The 17,006-nt window shown below is 59.9% G+C and carries 16 protein-coding genes; 4 read left to right on the forward strand and 12 right to left on the reverse strand.

Going from position 1 to position 17,006, the window contains the following annotated elements; translation table 11 throughout:
* Positions 1 to 25 precede the first annotated feature (25 nt).
* Positions 26 to 976, forward strand: coding sequence for a S66 peptidase family protein (locus tag AC3WK5_RS21110; protein ID WP_103317518.1), 951 nt, complete (start codon positions 26 to 28; stop codon positions 974 to 976).
* Between the two features lie 118 nt (positions 977 to 1,094).
* Here AC3WK5_RS21110 and AC3WK5_RS21115 read toward each other — a convergent pair whose 3' ends face one another.
* The 5 genes from AC3WK5_RS21115 to leuS form a co-directional block, all read right to left on the reverse strand.
* Positions 1,095 to 2,417, reverse strand: coding sequence for a lytic murein transglycosylase (locus AC3WK5_RS21115; protein ID WP_103317516.1), 1,323 nt, complete (start codon positions 2,415 to 2,417; stop codon positions 1,095 to 1,097).
* A 72-nt stretch (positions 2,418 to 2,489) separates the two neighbouring features.
* Positions 2,490 to 2,645: an alternative ribosome rescue factor ArfA gene (gene arfA / locus AC3WK5_RS21120; RefSeq protein ID WP_019693801.1), complete on the reverse strand. Its 156-nt coding sequence runs from the start codon at positions 2,643 to 2,645 to the stop codon at positions 2,490 to 2,492.
* 277 nt (positions 2,646 to 2,922) lie between these two features.
* Positions 2,923 to 3,960, reverse strand: a complete 1,038-nt coding sequence (holA, locus tag AC3WK5_RS21125; RefSeq protein WP_054594200.1) for a DNA polymerase III subunit delta — start codon at positions 3,958 to 3,960, stop codon at positions 2,923 to 2,925.
* Between the two features lie 39 nt (positions 3,961 to 3,999).
* Positions 4,000 to 4,605, reverse strand: coding sequence for an LPS-assembly lipoprotein LptE (locus AC3WK5_RS21130; RefSeq protein WP_054594199.1), 606 nt, complete (start codon positions 4,603 to 4,605; stop codon positions 4,000 to 4,002).
* A gap of 89 nt (positions 4,606 to 4,694) precedes the next feature.
* Positions 4,695 to 7,301 (reverse strand): leucine--tRNA ligase, encoded by a 2,607-nt coding sequence (gene leuS, locus AC3WK5_RS21135; protein ID WP_103317513.1) that lies wholly within the window; start codon positions 7,299 to 7,301, stop codon positions 4,695 to 4,697.
* Positions 7,302 to 7,560: 259 nt separating this feature from the next.
* On the opposite strand from leuS, the gene AC3WK5_RS21140 reads away from it, so the two are divergent.
* Positions 7,561 to 7,884: a hypothetical protein gene (locus AC3WK5_RS21140; RefSeq protein WP_054594197.1), complete on the forward strand. Its 324-nt coding sequence runs from the start codon at positions 7,561 to 7,563 to the stop codon at positions 7,882 to 7,884.
* A gap of 136 nt (positions 7,885 to 8,020) precedes the next feature.
* Positions 8,021 to 8,782 (forward strand): YdcF family protein, encoded by a 762-nt coding sequence (locus AC3WK5_RS21145; RefSeq protein ID WP_103317511.1) that lies wholly within the window; start codon positions 8,021 to 8,023, stop codon positions 8,780 to 8,782.
* Positions 8,783 to 8,836: 54 nt separating this feature from the next.
* Here the strand turns inward: AC3WK5_RS21145 and lnt are convergent, their stop codons facing one another.
* The 5 genes from lnt to miaB form a co-directional block, all read right to left on the reverse strand.
* Positions 8,837 to 10,360, reverse strand: a complete 1,524-nt coding sequence (gene lnt / locus AC3WK5_RS21150) for an apolipoprotein N-acyltransferase (protein WP_103317509.1) — start codon at positions 10,358 to 10,360, stop codon at positions 8,837 to 8,839.
* 8 nt (positions 10,361 to 10,368) lie between these two features.
* Entirely contained in the window at positions 10,369 to 11,208 is an 840-nt protein-coding gene (locus AC3WK5_RS21155) for a CorC family transporter (protein ID WP_019691823.1), read from the reverse strand.
* Between the two features lie 5 nt (positions 11,209 to 11,213).
* The gene (gene ybeY, locus AC3WK5_RS21160) at positions 11,214 to 11,708 is read right to left on the reverse strand and encodes an rRNA maturation RNase YbeY (protein WP_019691824.1); all 495 of its coding nucleotides are present in this window, start codon (positions 11,706 to 11,708) and stop codon (positions 11,214 to 11,216) included.
* Positions 11,701 to 12,720, reverse strand: a complete 1,020-nt coding sequence (locus AC3WK5_RS21165; protein ID WP_054594194.1) for a PhoH family protein — start codon at positions 12,718 to 12,720, stop codon at positions 11,701 to 11,703. Before AC3WK5_RS21165 ends, ybeY begins: the two co-directional genes overlap by 8 nt.
* A gap of 259 nt (positions 12,721 to 12,979) precedes the next feature.
* Positions 12,980 to 14,314, reverse strand: coding sequence for a tRNA (N6-isopentenyl adenosine(37)-C2)-methylthiotransferase MiaB (gene miaB, locus AC3WK5_RS21170; RefSeq protein WP_024265123.1), 1,335 nt, complete (start codon positions 14,312 to 14,314; stop codon positions 12,980 to 12,982).
* Positions 14,315 to 14,449: 135 nt separating this feature from the next.
* On the opposite strand from miaB, the gene AC3WK5_RS21175 reads away from it, so the two are divergent.
* Positions 14,450 to 14,779 (forward strand): DUF1820 family protein, encoded by a 330-nt coding sequence (locus AC3WK5_RS21175; protein ID WP_008052403.1) that lies wholly within the window; start codon positions 14,450 to 14,452, stop codon positions 14,777 to 14,779.
* Positions 14,780 to 14,933: 154 nt separating this feature from the next.
* Here the strand turns inward: AC3WK5_RS21175 and AC3WK5_RS21180 are convergent, their stop codons facing one another.
* Together AC3WK5_RS21180 and hemL are read right to left on the reverse strand one after the other, a co-directional pair.
* Entirely contained in the window at positions 14,934 to 15,488 is a 555-nt protein-coding gene (locus tag AC3WK5_RS21180) for a tetratricopeptide repeat protein (protein WP_054594193.1), read from the reverse strand.
* Between the two features lie 224 nt (positions 15,489 to 15,712).
* Entirely contained in the window at positions 15,713 to 16,996 is a 1,284-nt protein-coding gene (hemL, locus tag AC3WK5_RS21185; protein ID WP_103317503.1) for a glutamate-1-semialdehyde 2,1-aminomutase, read from the reverse strand.
* Positions 16,997 to 17,006 lie beyond the last annotated feature (10 nt).

Genomic DNA, 17,006 nt, shown 5'->3' on the forward strand with positions numbered 1-17,006 from the left:
AGCATTCACACAGGGAGAATCACGGATGACCACTCGCTCGACCCCCGTTATTTCCGAGCACGCCCCGGTTCCGGCATTACCTGCCGAGGGGCTGATCGGTGTCATTGCGCCGGCAGGCCCGGCGGCACTGGATACCGAAACGGCTTTTCAATGGATGCGTGCACGCGGGTATTCGCTGCGGATTTTTCCGGGTGTCCTGGAGAAAGACGGCTACCTCGCCGGCAGTGACGACGTTCGCCTGAAGGATCTGCATGAGGCGTTTGGCGATCCGGCCATTGATGCGATTCTCTGCCTGCGTGGCGGCTACGGCAGCCCGCGCCTGCTGGACCGGATCGACTTCGAGTTGCTGCGGCGCAATGCCAAGCCGTTTGTCGGCTATAGCGACATTACGGCGCTGCACCTGGCCATCAGCCGTTATGCGGGGTTCGTGACCTTTCACGGTCCGATGCTCAACGCCGATCTGCTGGGGAACAAGCTCCAGCCGACCGAGTCTTCGTTGCTCAGCCTGCTCAGAGGCCAGTTGAACGCTGGAAGCCTGTTGGCGCACCCGGTGGCGTACCCTTTGACTACGATCGAGCCAGGCATCGCTCATGGGCGTTTGCTGGGCGGTAATCTGTCGATGATTGCCGCGACCCTGGGCACGCCTTTCGAAATCGATGCCGACGGGATCATTCTGTTCATCGAAGACGTCAACGAGCCGATATATCGCATCGACCGGTTGCTGACCCATCTGCGCCTGGCCGGCAAGCTGAGCACGCTGCGCGGGGTGCTGGTGGGGGATGTGGCCGGCGTGGACAGCGATGCATTGGCGAAGTTGCTCAAGCAAACCTTCGAGCCATTGCGGATTCCGGTGCTTGCCGGTTGGCGCAGCGGCCATTGCGACCCGAACCTGACGCTGCCCATGGGCGCGTTGGTGAGGCTGGATGCGGGGAGCAAGGAGTTGGTGTTGGAGCAGGATGTGGTCGTCAGGCGTTAGGTCCTGGTCGCCTGAAAGTCAGTCATCGCGGGCAAGCCTTGCTCCTACATGTTGTATGTCGGTCACGTCATTGTGATTCGACATTGATCTGTAGGAGCAAGGCTTGCCCGCGATGTTTTTAGCGGTTACGCAAACCTTCCAGCAACTTGTGCGTCGGGTAACCATCTGCCGGCCAGCCAAACGACTGCTGGGCGCTGCGAATGGCCTTGCGGGTGTTGGCGCCGATGATGCCGTCGGCGTTCCCCGCATCGTAGTTACTGGCGCTCAGCAAATTCTGCAGTTCGATGCGCTCTGAACGACTCAGGGGCAGGTCATCCTTCGGCCATTCGCCGTTGATCAGGCCCGCTCCGTTAAAGCGTTCAGACAACAGGTTCACCGCCAATGCGTAGGACGACGAATTGTTGTACTTGAGGACTGCGCGGAAGTTATCGAGGATCAGGAACGCCGGGCCACGATAACCGGCGGGCAGCAGCAGGGCGGCTGACAGGTGTTCGGAACCGGGTGGAACGACGCCGCCGTTGGGCAGTTTGATGCCCATTTGCATCCACTCGGAGACGCTTTTGCGAATCGCACCGTCAGCCAGCGAATAGTCGAAACCACTCGCCAGTTGCACTTCGAAGCCCCAAGGCTGACCTTTCTGCCAGCCGGAGCTTTGCAGGTAATGGGCAGTGGAGGCCAGTGCATCGGTCGGGCTGCCCCAGATATCGCGGTGACCGGTACCGTCAAAATCGACCGCGTGGGTGAGGTAGGTGGTCGGGATGAACTGGGTCTGGCCCATGGCGCCAGCCCAGGAACCGAGCATCTTCTCGGGCGTGATATCACCCTGTTGCAGTATTTGTAGAGCGGCCAGCAATTGGGCGTGAGCAAAGCCTGGACGCCGGCCTTCGTAGGCCAGGGTCGCCAGCGAGCGGATCACCGATTTGTCGCCCTGGAAACTGCCGAAGTTGCTTTCCATGCCCCAGACAGCCACGAGCGCCTGGCGATCAACACCATAACGCTGCTCGATGGTGTTCAAGGTCTCGGCGTACTGGCTGAGTAATGCCTGGCCTTTACGCACGCGCGCGGCGGAGAGCGCACCGTCGAGGTATTCCCACACCGGGCGGGTGAACTCCGGTTGGCTGCGGTCGGCACGGATCACGCTCATGTCCAGCGTGATGCCGGCAAAGGCGCGGTCGAACACATCCGGACGGATACCGGCGGCGAGGGCATCCTGGCGAAAACCGGCTTCCCATTCCTCGAAGGTCTGGGTCGGCTGGATGTCGAGATTGTCGCCAGTCGGCACTACCGGAGGAATGATGGCCGGAGTAGTCGCAACGGGGGCGGTTTGGAGCGGTTGCGCGTCGGCAGCGGTGGGTTTTTCCGCGCAGGCGACAAGCAATACAAGGCTGGAGGCAGCAATCAGTTGGCGCAGGTGCCAACGACGGGAAAGACAAAGGGGCATGCACAGGTCCAGATAATACGAATCAGGTGCAGACCTTATCATGCCGAGAGGGAGCGAGGTGATGTTGAAACTTCATGCCGCCAGAAAGTAAGAAGCCTCCCAGCTTTTAGACTGGAAGGCTTCGCGGCGGTAGCTGCCTTTGCCCTTGCCGGGTTGTTCCTGACGGCTGCGGAACAGTGGCTGGGCGACAATGGATTTGGCCTTGTTGGGCCGCTTGTGTTTGCTCATGGGCGGTGCTCTCGTTGAGTGGTTTTCGCGGGGCAAATCATCGGCCGAAGTTGGGGTTCTGTCTAGTCCCTGCGATGCGTAGGACCATTCAGCTCTGTTTGGAGTGAACTCGGTTAGTGTGGCGAGGGGGCTTGCCCCCCGTTCGGCAGCGAAGCAGCCGTGATTGCTGGGCACGCGGTGTGTGTCTGTGGATATGCGGTTTGCAGATTTCAGGGCCGCTTCGCCCGAACGCGGACCGACCCAGCGGAAGCAAGCTCCCTCGCCACAAAAAAACGGTTTACTCGGCAGGCAATGCCAGGCGCTGGCCGGCCATCAACAACGCCAAGCGGCTCAGGCTCATCCACGGCGAACCGGCGGCCTGGCCTTTTATTTGTGCGTCGATCCGCTGGGCATCGAGCAGCAGTTGCGCCCAGCGTTGCGCCGAATGGCGTTGCAGGGCTTTACTCATCAGGGGTTTGCGCTTGTCCCAGACGGGCGGTCGGGCCTGGCTGAAGGCTTTGTCCAGCGGCACACCCTGGCTGTATTGCAGCGACAGGTTGGCCAATAGCCGAAGCTCTCGGGCCAGCGCCCAAAGAATCACCGGTGGTTCGACGCCTTCGCCGCGCAAACCTTCAAGCATGCGTAGCGCATGCGCCGCTTCGCCATTAAGAATGGCATCGGTCAACCCGAAAACATCGAAGCGCGCGCTGTCGGCAACTGCCGCTTGCACCGTTTCGAGCGTGATCTGGCCACCTTCGGCCATCAGCTTGAGCTTTTCGATTTCCTGGGCGGCCGCCAGCAGGTTGCCTTCGACCCTTGCTGCGATCAGCTCGACAGCGTCCTGGCTGGCAGCAAGCCCAGCCTGGGACAAACGCTGACGAATCCATTGCGGCAACTGGTTGGCATCCACCGGCCAGATCTGCACGAACTGGGTCTGCGGGCCTTCGACCAGCGCCTTGCCCCACTTGGTTTTTTGCGCGCTGGCGTCGAGTTTTGGCAGGCTGATCAGCAGCAAGGTATCTTCGGCCGGACGCGAGCAATACTCCATCAGCGCTGCTGCACCTTTGTCGCCCGGTTTGCCGGACGGCAAGCGCAACTCCAGCAGGCGCTTTTCAGCGAACAACGACATGCTGGCGCCGGCTTGCAGCAGCGTACCCCAGTCGAAACTGGCGTCTGCGCTGAATACCTGGCGTTCGTCAAAACCTTGCTGGCGGGCAGCAGAGCGGATGGCGTCGGCGGCTTCCTGACACAACAGTGGGTCATCGCCACTGATGATGTAAACGGGCGCAAGGGCGCCTTGCAGGTGTTTGCCGAGCTGGGCGGGGGCTAGTTTCATAAGACAGGGCGAACGGGGCGCCGGAGCGCCCCGTACGACTTACTCGGTCGGTACTTGCATAGGTGACTGACGCGGAGTGTTCGCTTCAGCTTTACGGGCTGCTTCCAGCGCGTCGGCTTCCGCTTTGGCACGGTCATCGGCAGTCTGTTGCAACTGATCAAGCTGAGCCGGGGTAAGCTGTTGCAGGCGCAGCATCATGCGTTGCACCATGTCGCGACGCATTTCCTTGCGCACCTCGGCGGCTTCCTGGTCGGAGCCAGTGATGTTGTTGCCGTCGTGGATGAAGACCTTCTGCACTTGCAGTTTGTCGTCGAGCAGGGACAGCTTGTTGTGGCCCACGATTTGATAGTTCAGCACGTTGGTCAGCTCATACTCGGCCGAATGGCCGCCGCCGGAGTAGCTGAGGCTGCGCTGGCTTTCCTGTTCGTCGGTGAATACCAGCTTGTAAGGTGCGCCGGCATAGACTTTGACGCCACTGCTTTCAAGCACCTGGCGCATCAGCGTCACGGTTTCGCCATATGAGTTGCGTGCGCTCAGGTCGAGTTCCCTGATCGCCAGTTCGGCGGTGCCGGTACCGCGCAGTTGGAAGCCGCAGGCGCTCAGCAAAACAGCGAGCCCCATCACCAGCAGATTGCGTTTGATCATCTTGTTGCTCCCCTTGAAACCATGTGGGCCGAGCGTGCGACCCGAAAGGTTCTGTTCGGCGCCAGGTATGGACCTTGCGCCTGATCCAATTAGCTAGCGACGATATTGACCAGTTTTCCGGGCACTACGATCACTTTACGAATAGTCAGGCCGTCGACAAAGCGCAGCACGTTTTCATTGGCCCGTGCGGCGGCTTCGACTTCTTCGCGGCTGGCACTGGCCGGCATTTCGATCTGGCCGCGCAGCTTGCCGTTGACCTGAATTACCAGCTGCAGGCTGTCTTGAACCAGCGCGCTGTCGTCCAGAACCGGCCAACCGGCATCGATCACCGGATCGGCGTGACCCAGTCGATGCCACAGCTCATGGCTGATGTGTGGGGTGATCGGGGCCAGGAGCAGGGTCACGGTTTCCAGGCCTTCGTGAATCAGCGCGCGGTCCTGTTCGGTGTCTTGCGCGGCTTTTTCCAGCACGTTCATCAGCGTCATCACTTGGGCGATGGCGGTGTTGAATTTGTGGTTCTGGCCCACGTCGTGGCTGGCCTGCTTGATAGCCTGGTGGATTGAACGGCGAATGGCTTTCTGCTCGTCGTTCAAGGTGGCGACGTCCAGTTTGCCCGGCAGGCCCTGGGTGACGTGCGCTTGAGCGAGACGCCAGACGCGCTTGAGGAAGCGGTGCGAACCTTCTACGCCGGAGTCGGACCATTCCGCGCTCATGTCCGGTGGCGAGGCGAACATCATGAACAGGCGGCAAGTGTCTGCGCCGAACTGATCGATCATCGACTGTGGATCGACGCCGTTGTTCTTCGACTTGGCCATCTTCTCGGTCCCGCCGATTTCCACCGGCAGGCCGTCTGCGATCAACTTGGCGCTAATGACCTTGGCCTTGCTGTCGCGCTCGAGTACCACGTCCGCCGGGTTGAACCAGGTGTAAGCACCGTTGGCTTCGCGACGATAATAAGTCTCGGCGATCACCATGCCCTGGGTCAGCAGATTCTTGAACGGCTCGTTGGAGCTCACCAGGCCTTCGTCGCGCATCAGCTTGTGGAAGAAGCGCGCATAGAGCAGGTGCAGGATCGCGTGTTCGATACCGCCGATGTATTGATCCACTGGCAACCAATGGTCGGCCGCGGATTTTTCCACCAGGCCGCCTTCATAGTGCGGAGAGGCGTAACGAGCGTAGTACCACGAGGACTCGACGAAGGTGTCCATGGTGTCGGTTTCACGCTTGGCAGGTGCGCCGCATTTCGGGCACGTGCATTCGTAGAACTCGGGCATGCGCGCCAATGGCGAACCAGCGCCATCGGGTACGACGTCTTCCGGCAGCACGACAGGCAGTTGATTTTCCGGGACCGGCACGTCACCGCAGGTATCGCAGTGGATGATCGGGATCGGGCAGCCCCAGTAACGCTGGCGGCTGATGCCCCAGTCGCGCAGGCGGAACTGAGTGCGCGAGGCACCGAGGCTTTTCTTGATCAGGGCTACTTCGATGGCGTCGAACGCGCCCGCGAAATCCAGGCCATCGAACTCGCCGGAGTTGATCAGCGTGCCGTGTTCGCCGTAGGCGTCTTGCCATGGTGTCGGGTTGCTATCACCGGAACTGGTGCGCACGACTGATTTAACCGGCAGGTTGTACTTGTGGGCGAATTCGAAATCGCGCTCGTCGTGGGCCGGAACCGCCATTACCGCGCCGTCGCCGTAGTGCATCAGCACATAGTTGGCGACCCATACCGGCAATTTTTCGCCGGTCAGCGGGTGCTCGACGAACAGGCCGGTCGGCAGGCCTTTTTTCTCCTGGGTGGCAACGTCGGCTTCGGCCACGCTGCCGCCTTTGCATTGCGCGATGAACGCTTGCAGCTCAGGGTTGTTCTTCGCAGCCAGGGTCGCCAGGTGATGTTCGGCAGCCACGGCAACGTAGGTCGCGCCCATCAGGGTGTCCGGACGGGTGGTGAAGACTTTCAGTGCGCCCGTTTCGCCGATCGAATCGACGTTGTACGGGAACTGCACTTCCATGCCGCGGGATTTGCCAATCCAGTTGCGCTGCATGGTTTTGACTTGCTCAGGCCAGCCCGGCAGGTCGTCGAGACTCTCCAGCAGTTCATCCGCGTAAGCGGTGATCTTGAAGTAGTACATCGGGATTTCGCGTTTTTCGATCAGCGCGCCGGAGCGCCAGCCGCGACCGTCGATCACCTGTTCGTTGGCCAGAACGGTCTGGTCGACCGGGTCCCAGTTCACGGTGCCGTTTTTACGGTAGATCACGCCTTTTTCGAACAGGCGAGTGAACAGCCATTGTTCCCAACGGTAGTAATCCGGCTTGCAGGTGGTGACTTCGCGCGACCAGTCCACCGCCAGGCCCAGGCTGCGCAGCTGGGATTTCATGTAGGCGATGTTTTCGTAGGTCCACTTGGCGGGCGCTACGTTGTTCTTCATTGCGGCGTTTTCCGCCGGCATGCCAAAAGCGTCCCAACCCATGGGTTGCAGGACGTTTTTGCCTTGCATGCGCTGATAGCGGGAGATCACGTCGCCAATGGTGTAGTTGCGCACGTGCCCCATGTGTAGCTTGCCGCTGGGGTAAGGGAACATCGACAGGCAGTAGAAAGTCTCCTTGCCTGGCTGTTCACTGACTTCAAAGGACTTTTGCTCGTCCCAGAACGACTGGGCGGCGGCTTCGATTTCACGGGGCTGGTATTGTTCGTGCATGGCTACTTTTGAACTGAATAGGGGTGGCCTAATCCTCTTCAATGCAACGCTGGACGCTGATGACGCCAAAAGTGGCGTTTTCGATGCCCAGTCGAGCTGGAAGTGGAGTTACAGGAAGCGCCGTAGCATACATGACCGCGCTCTACCGAGGGAAACCTTGATTACACGCGTAGGGCCGTTGGTCGCGGCACCTGAACGGTTTTCTCAGCGAAGCTAAGCTCTAGATGGGGAGTGAGTCTTATCTTCAATGAGGTGAGGGATGGTTGAGTCACAACGAAAAGTAACTAAACCGGAGTTGTACGAAAAGCTGATAGAGCGCCTGGGGCTGGCCCTGGATGCCGCAAGGACAGCTGGCCGGTTACGCGATGAGCGTCCGGTGGAGCTGGAACTTCGCGGGTTGAGCCGCGCAGAGTTCGAACTGATCATGGCTTATCTGGATCGTAGTGAACATGAGGCGCAAGGATGCTTGTCATCAGAAGCAGTGAAGCCTAAGGACGTTCCCCGTTCGGCGAAAATTATCTGGTTGCAAGACAAGCTCTCTCGCAGAGACGCGGTAAAGGTCCGGTCCCTGCTGGTCAAGTAAGCGATCAGGCAAATGTTCGTTGCCCCAAGCGGGCGCATGAAGTCGCCCAAGATGGCTTTTTGAAGGAAAGGCCTTCCATCTTAGTTGTCGCTTTGTTTCAACCCACTTAGGCTTCGGGCATCTCAGGAGATGCCCGATGCCTTTTCGTTATTTTGTTAAACAACTGCTTCTGCCACCCGGTATTTTTTTACTGTTGCTTGCGCTTGCCTGGTGGTTGCGCCGCTCAAGACCACGCCTTGCAGGGCTGTGTTTTGCCTTGGGCGTCGGAGGGTTCTGGTTGATGAGCTTGCCGGTCGTTGTGCAGTGGAGCGCGAAGGCCCTTGAGCGTGAAGCACCGCTGGCCCGCAGCGAATGGGCGACTCTGGCCGAGCGCGCGGATGTGATCGTGGTGCTGGGGGCGGGGCGCGAACGCGGTGACCTGGCCTGGGGTTCCGATCAGCCAACGGGTGTGGCGCTGGAGCGTGAGCGTTATGCGGCGCGGCTGGCCAAGGCGTCGGTTTTGCCGGTGTTGACCAGCGGTGGTTTGCATTACGGCACGCCGCCGACTGAAGCGAAGTTGATGGCCGATTCGTTACAGGATGATTTTGGGGTCACGGTTCGTTGGCAGGAAGGGCGCAGCCGCACCACCTGGGAAAACGCCCAATTCACTGCCGAACTGCTGGAGCCTGTGGGGTTGAAGCGGGTCGTGGTGGTGACGCAAGCCTGGCATATGCCGCGCAGCGTCTGGAGTTTCGAGCAGGCGGGATTTACCGTGGTGCCGGCTCCGGTGGGCTTTTTAGGCACCGATAATGGCGAGCCGTTGGGTGGCTGGATGCCGACGTTCAAATCGATCTGGCGATCCGGCCAGTTGTTGAATGAGGCGGTGGGGCAGATCGGCTATTCGATTTTTTATCGCTGATATTGATCGTTCCCACCTCTGTGGCAAGGGAGCAAGCTCCCTCGCCACAAGTGCTTAAACCGTCTTGGCGATCCGGCTGGCCAGCAATGCCCAGCCAAACAGCAGTACACAAAGGATAAGCAGCGGCCACGAGCGCCATTGCAGGTAAGGCGTCAGGTTGTGCATCGGCACCACGTCACCGTAGAGAATGCCGCGTTCGAATTGCGGGATTTGCACGGTGATTTTGCCGAAGGGATCAATCAATCCGGTGACGCCGTTGTTGGTCGCGCGAATCATCCAGCGCCCGGCTTCCAGCGCTCGCATTTGCGCCATCTGCAAGTGTTGCAACGGGCCGATGGAGGTGCCGAACCAGGTGTCGTTGCTGATGGTCAGCAGCAAATCGCTGCGCGCCGAAAGGCTGGCGGCAAATTCCGGGTAGACCACTTCGTAACAGATGAACGGTGCAATCTGATAACCCTTGGCTTGCAACAACGGCTGATCAGCCGGGCCGCGGGCGAAATCCGACATCGGCAGATCGAAGAACGCAATCAGGCCGCGCAGTAACTCTTGCAGCGGCACGTATTCGCCAAACGGCACCAGTTTCTGCTTGAGGTAAGTGCCATCGCCTTGGCCAACCACCGTGATGCCATTGTAGAAGCGTTTCTCGTGATGCACTTCCTCGCGGATCGGCACGCCGGTAATCAGTGCCGAGTTACGTTCGGCGGCGAAGCTGCCCATCATGTTCAGGTAGCCCTCGGCAGACTCCTTGAGCACCGGGACCGCGGTTTCCGGCCAGATCAGCAGGTCGACACGTTTGGAGGTGAAGCTCATGTCGCGGTACAGCGCCAGTTGCGCGTTGAGCTGCGCCGGGTCCCACTTCATGCTTTGTTCGATGTTGCCCTGAATCGCCGCGACGCTCAGCGGATTGCCCGAAGGGCTGGTCCAGGCGTGGCCTTTGAGCGACAGGCCGATGACCCAAGGCGCAGCCAGCAACAGCAGGCCGGCGACGATAAAGCCTTTGTGTCCGGCCTTGATCAGGCGTGGCAAGTTGTACGCAAGCGCGGCGCTCAGGGCCAGGCTGAAGGAAATCAGCCACATACCACCCAATGGCGCCAATCCGGCGAGCGGGCCGTCGAGTTGGCTGTAACCGGAATAAAGCCATGGAAAGCCGGTGAGGAACCAGCCGCGAAAGGCTTCCTGACCCACCCACAACGCCGCGAATGCCAAGGCGTCGGCCAATGGCGCTTCGTTACGGCGCAACCAGCGCGCCCAGAGCCAGGCGGGCAGGGCGAAGAACCAGGCAATCGCGGCGGTGAACGCCAGCATCAGCAACCCGGCCAGCAGCATCGAAGCGCCACCAAAGTTGTGGATGCTGTAGTAGATCCAACTGGTGCCGGCGCCAAACAGGCCGAAACCGAAACACCAGCCGCGACCCAGCGCCTGACGAGGTGTCAGTTCACGCAAGCCCGCATAGAAAAATCCGACCGCCAGCAATGCCAGCGGCCAGATATCGAATGGCGCCAAGGCCAGAGTGGTGAGTGCACCGGCCGCCACGGCCAGCAGGTTACCGGGCCAGCCGGGGCGGGTGATCCAACGCATGTCAGTCCTTAGCGGGCTATAGGGGTCAAGCGCAGCAAGTGAATGCGACGGCTGTCGGCGTTCAGGATGCGGAAGCGATAGGCGCCGATTTCAGTGATTTCGTTGCGTTTTGGCAAGTGCCCGAACGCGCTCATCACCAGGCCGCCAACGGTGTCGAATTCGTCGTCGGAGAATTCGCTGTCGAAGAACTCATTGAAGTTCTCGATCGGCGTCAGGGCCTTGATCAGGAAGTCGCCGCTTGGCAGTGGCTTGATGTAGCTGTCTTCTTCAACGTCGTGCTCGTCTTCGATGTCGCCGACGATTTGCTCGAGCACGTCTTCGATGGTCACCAGACCCGCCACGCCGCCGTATTCGTCGATGACGATGGCCATGTGGTTATGGTTGGCGCGGAACTCGCGCAGCAACACGTTCAGACGCTTGGACTCGGGCACGAAAGTGGCCGGACGCAGCAAATCCTTGATGTTGAAGCTGTCGCCGTTCTCCTTGAGGATCAGCGGCAGCAGATCCTTGGCCAGCAACACGCCCATGACGTCGTCGTGGCTCTCGCCGATTACCGGGTAACGCGAGTGCGCGGACTCAACCACGGCCGGGAGGAATTCACGGGGTGTCTGGGTCGCCTTGATGCTGACCATCTGCGAGCGCGGGACCATGATGTCGCGTACTTGCAGGTCAGCGACCTGGATGGCGCCCTCGACGATGGCCAGCGCTTCGCTGTCCAGCAACTTGTTCTGATGGGCATCACGCAGAAGCTCCAGCAGCTCCTGACGGTTTTTCGGCTCGTGGGCAAAAGCCTGGGTGAGCTTACCCAGCCAGGACTTTTGCCCGTTGCTCGATCGATCTTCGCTCATAGCGATTACTCTGAATCCTTTGTTGTAACGATAGGGGATGTTTCGGTTTCGTCGTCCGCATAGGGATCAGGATGACCCAATTCTGCAAGCAACGTTCGTTCCAGTGCTTCCATTTCTTCGGCTTCGTCATCATCTATATGGTCGTAACCAAGCAGATGCAAGCAGCCGTGAATGACCAGATGCGCCCAGTGGGCCTTCAACTCCTTGCCTTGCTCGGCAGCCTCGCGCTCGACCACGGCCACGCAGATCACCAGATCGCCCAGCAACGGGATGTCCAGCAATTCATCGGGCACATCGGCAGGGAACGACAACACATTGGTTGCGTAATCCTTTTGACGCCAGGTGTAGTTCAGCTCGCGGCCTTCTTCCTCGTCGACCAGGCGAATGGTCAATTCCGAGTCGGCGGTGCGCTGACGCAGGGCCAGTTCGCACCATTGGCGGAACTCGGCTTCGCTTGGAGCGGGCGCTTCGGTCGCCAGTTGCAGATCAAGCTCAAGCATCGTGGCGATTGCCCTTTTCAGCGGAAAGCGTTGCAGGTTCGTCAATCAGGCGATTTTCGAAACGCTCATAGGCTTCGACAATGCGCTGCACCAGCGGGTGGCGCACGACGTCTTTGGGTTTGAAGTGGGTAAAGCTGATGCCCGGTACTTCCTTGAGCACGTCGATCACATGAATCAGCCCGGACTTGGTGCCTTTCGGCAGGTCGATCTGGGTGATGTCACCGGTGATGACCGCGGTCGAGCCAAAACCGATCCGCGTCAGGAACATCTTCATCTGTTCGACGGTGGTGTTCTGGCTTTCGTCGAGGATGATGAAGCTGTTGTTCAGCGTGCGGCCTCGCATGTACGCCAGCGGCGCAACTTCGATCACCTGGCGTTCGATCAGCTTGGCGACGTGTTCAAAGCCGAGCATTTCGTACAGCGCGTCATACAGCGGGCGCAGGTACGGGTCGATTTTTTGTGCCAGGTCGCCGGGCAGGAAGCCGAGTTTCTCGCCGGCCTCGACCGCTGGACGTACCAGCAGGATGCGGCGGATCTGCTCGCGCTCCAGCGCATCGACTGCGCAGGCAACGGCCAGATAGGTCTTGCCGGTACCGGCGGGGCCGATGCCGAAGTTGATATCGTTGCCCAGGATTTCCTTCACATAGCGCAGTTGATTCAAGCCGCGAGGGCGAATCATGCCTTTTTTGGTGCGCAGGGCGACTGAGGGTTCGGCGGGCGAATGGTTGTCCATTTCTTCCACGGCCGATTCCTGCAGGAACAGGTGAACCATGTCTGGCGACAGCTCGCTACTCTTGGTTTCACGGTAGAGGCGGCGCAGCAGGTTTTCCGCGGAGATGGTGTGCTTGGGCTCGCCGATCAATTCGAACTGATTGCCGCGATTGCGGATCACGATCGCCAGGCGCTGTTCGATCAAGCGCAAATGCTCGTCGAATTGCCCGCACAGATTGGCGAAGCGATGAGCCTCAAAGGGCTCGAGGATGAAGCGATGTGGTTCTATGGGTGCGTTCAAGGTTGTTTTTAGCCGCCCTGGGGCAATGGAGATAAATCAAGGATAACGCCAGAGGCCTGGGTACGAAAGCTCTTAAACAGACCAACATCAAACACCCATTCCATTCCTGTGGCGAGGGAGCTTGCTCCCGCTGGAGTGCGAAGCGCTCCCAGCCCGGTCACTACGGTTTTTCAGAAGGTACCGAAGCGACTGGTTTGCGGCTGCTTCGCAACCGAGCGGGAGCAAGCTCCCTCGCCACAGGAGCCCGCACTAGCCGGAACTAGCCTTGTTGAATCAACGAGCCACGTAGCGAGTGCGGCTGTGCGGCGTCGATGTGCACGTCGGCGAACTGGCCGATCAAGGTCGGATTGTCGCAGCGGAAGTTTACGATTCGATTATTCTCGGTCCGGCCTTGCAGTTCACCCGGGTCTTTTTTCGAGTAATCGGTCACCAGGATCCGCTGGGTCGAACCGACCATTTGTCGGCTGATCTCGAAACCTTGCTGGTTGAGGCGATGTTGCAGGGCGTTCAGGCGCTCTTTTTTCAGCTCTTCCGGGGTTTCGTCGGCCAGGTCGGCAGCCGGGGTGCCCGGGCGCTGGCTGTAGACGAACGAGTAGGAGAAGTCGAAACCGACGTCTTCAATCAGCTTCATGGTCTGTTCGAAGTCTTTTTCGGTCTCGCCGGGGAAGCCGACGATAAAGTCCGAACTGATGCAAATGCCCGGCACGGCGGCGCGCAGCTTGCGCAGTTTAGACTTGTACTCGAGTGCGGTGTGGTTGCGCTTCATCGCTGCAAGAATCCGGTCCGAACCCGACTGCACCGGCAAATGCAGGTGTTTGACCAGTTCCGGCACTTCGGCGTGGGCCTGGATCAGGCTGTCGGAGAACTCCAGCGGGTGCGACGTGGTGTAGCGGATGCGGTCGATGCCATCGACAGCCGCCACCACGCGGATCAGCTCGGCCAGATCGGCCAGGCGCCCATCATGGGTCAGGCCACGGTAGCCGTTGACGTTCTGCCCCAGCAGGGTGACTTCACGCACGCCGTTCTCGGCCAGGTGAATGATCTCGGCGATCACGTCGTCGAACGGCCGGCTGACTTCTTCACCGCGGGTATAGGGCACTACGCAGAAAGTGCAGTACTTGCTGCAACCTTCCATCACCGACACATAGGCGCTTGGGCCATCGATGCGCGGTTCTGGCAGGTGGTCGAATTTTTCGATTTCCGGGAACGAGACGTCGACTTGCGGCAGTTTGGTCAGGCGCGCGGCGTCGATCATTTCCGGCAGGCGGTGCAAAGTCTGCGGGCCGAAGACCACGTCGACATAGGGTGCGCGGTCGCGGATTGCCGCGCCTTCCTGGCTGGCCACGCAACCGCCGACGGCGATGACCATTTCCGGGTTGGCGAGCTTCAGTTCGCGCCAGCGGCCAAGCTGGGAGTACACCCGGTCCTGGGCGCGCTCGCGAATCGAGCAGGTGTTGAGCAGGATGACGTCTGCGTCTTCGGCGCGCGCCGTCACTTCCAGGGCCTGATGTTCGCCCAGCAGATCGACCATGCGCGAGCTGTCGTACTCGTTCATCTGGCAACCGTGGGTTTCGATATAAAGCTTCTTGGCCATGGACGGGTTCATCACGTGATTCAAAGAACCGCGCATTATAGGGAACAAGTCCCCAGGTTCCTACCGTCGTGCGTCCAGCGGCTATGCTATAGTTCGCGCCCTCATTTTTATCCCTCGATGTGTTGTTCGCCCACCATGACCAAACGTGAAGCTCCAATCTACAAGGTGATTTTCCTCAACCAGGGCCAGGTGTTCGAAATGTACGCCAAGCAGATCTATCAAAGTGATCTGTGGGGCTTTCTGGAAGTGGAAGAGTTCGTCTTTGGCGAGCGCACGCAAGTGGTCGTCGATCCGAGCGAAGAGAAGCTCAAGGCTCAGTTCGAGGGCGTGGTGCGTAGTTTTGTGCCGATGCATTCGATTGTGCGCATCGACGAAGTCGAGCGTATGGGCACCCCGAAAATCAGCGAAGCCCGTGGCGCGGTCGGCAATGTCATGCCGTTTCCGATGCCGATGCCTGAGAAGTAAGCCTCACTGTGGCGAGGGGGCTTGCCCCCGTTGGGCCGCGAAGCGACCCTGAAATCTATTTGTCACAACGCGTCAGCCGACTTTACGACTGCTGCGCCCGAACGCGGACCGGCCGACGGGGGCAAGCCCCCTCACCACACTGCCCGCGTTGGATTCAGGGCAGTGGCGAGAAAGGCGTACGCCCGTCGGCGCTTTGCAGTTCCATCAGGTATTTACGGAAAATTTGCCCCAGCACCTGGGTCGCAACTTCCAGTTCACTGCGTTGCATGTGCTCGGCGACTTCGTCGGCGGTGTCCAGCGCATCTTCCGCGCCGTTGACCGCGGCCATTTTCAGCACGATATATGCCTGAACGTTATTGGCCGGCACGCCTTCGCCATGGAAGAACATGATGCCGAGTTTGAATTGCGCCTGAGCGTGGCCTTGCAGCGAAGCTTTTTCGAAGTAGCTCAGGGCTTGATTGAGGTCGCGCGGCACGCGTTTGCCGTCGTAGTAGAACTCGCCCAACTCGTATTGCGCTTCCGCATCCCCGGCGTCCGACGCTTTCTGGCAGGCGGCGAGCGCCTCCTTCAGGTCTTCAGGCTGGGTATTGAGGGTGCAACGACCCATCGCTGGGATCAACAACGAGTTGCCGCCTGCTTGTGCATGCGCGAGCAGGGGCTGAAGGAGCAACAGGCAGCCCAGTGCAAGGGCGCGGCCGGTGCGGTTCATGGGAATCGACTTACCTCTGAAGGGCGCGCGGACCCGTCGAGGGATCCAATAAGCGCGCATTATGAAATAAGCAGGACCCACCTTACAAAGTCTTTACTCGTTTTTCTGCCGCGCGGGGAATATATCTGCCGCTTTTGGGGGAATTATCAGTATCGCGTCAGAAATAAGCTAGGCAGGTAGGATAAAGCTGACGCCGACAATCGTCGACGTCAGCGTCTATTGCATTACTTCAATGCAGCGAATGCACGTTCAGCAGCGTCCAGCGTCAGCTTCAGCTCGGCTTCGCCGTGAGCGATCGAGGTGAAACCGGCTTCGAAGGCGCTCGGTGCCAGGTACACGCCACCTTCAAGCATCAGGTGGAAGAAGCGCTTGAACAGGTTGGCATCGCTGGCCATCACGTCATCGAAGGTCACGATGTCGTCGGCGCCGCTGAAGTACAGGCCAAACATGCCACCGGCCTGGGTGGTGACGAACGGGATGCCAGCGGCATCGGCGCGCTGTTGCAGGCCATCGAGCAGGCGACTGGTGTACTCGCTGAGTTCGGCGTGAAAGCCCGGGCGGCTGATCAGGCGCAGGGTGGTCAGGCCGGCGGCCATGGCCAACGGGTTACCCGACAGAGTGCCCGCCTGGTAAACCGGACCCAGTGGCGCGATGTGCGACATGATTTCGCGTTTGCCGCCGAAGCAGCCGACCGGCATGCCGCCACCGATAATCTTGCCGAAGGTGCTCAGGTCCGGGGTTACGCCGTAATACGCCTGGGCCCCACCCAGTGCCACGCGGAAACCGGTCATCACTTCGTCGAAGATCAGCACCACGCCGTGTTTGTCACACAGGGTGCGCAGGCCTTCGAGGAAACCTGGCGCTGGCGGCACGCAGTTCATGTTGCCCGCCACTGGCTCGACGATGATGCACGCCACTTCCTGGCCAACTTCGGTGAGCATTTTTTCAACGGCGTCGATGTCGTTGAATGGCAGCGTCAGGGTGTGCTTGGCGAAGGCCGCAGGAACCCCGGCAGAACTTGGCACGCCTTGGGTCAGCAGGCCGGAGCCGGCTTTCACCAACAGGCTGTCGGAGTGACCGTGGTAGCAACCTTCGAACTTGATGATGCTGTCGCGGCCGGTGAAACCACGGGCCAGGCGAATGGCGCTCATGGTCGCCTCGGTGCCGGAGCTGACCATGCGCACCATTTCCATCGACGGCACGATCGAGCAGACCAGGTCGGCCATCTCGGTTTCCATCTCGGTCGGGGCGCCGTAGGACAGACCGTGTTCAAGTTGCTTGCGCACGGCGTCGAGCACGTCCGGGTGGCTGTGGCCGAGAATCATCGGGCCCCAGGAGCCGACGTAATCGACATAACGCTTGTTGTCTTCGTCCGTCACGTAGGCGCCTTCGGCGTGCTTGAAGAACAGCGGCGTGCCGCCGACGCTCTTGAAGGCACGCACAGGCGAGTTCACGCCGCCGGGAATGTGTTTCTGGGCATTGGCAAACAGGGTTTCGGAACGAGACATGATTGGGCTC

It is taken from the genome of Pseudomonas sp. FW306-02-D09B (assembly GCF_058782685.1).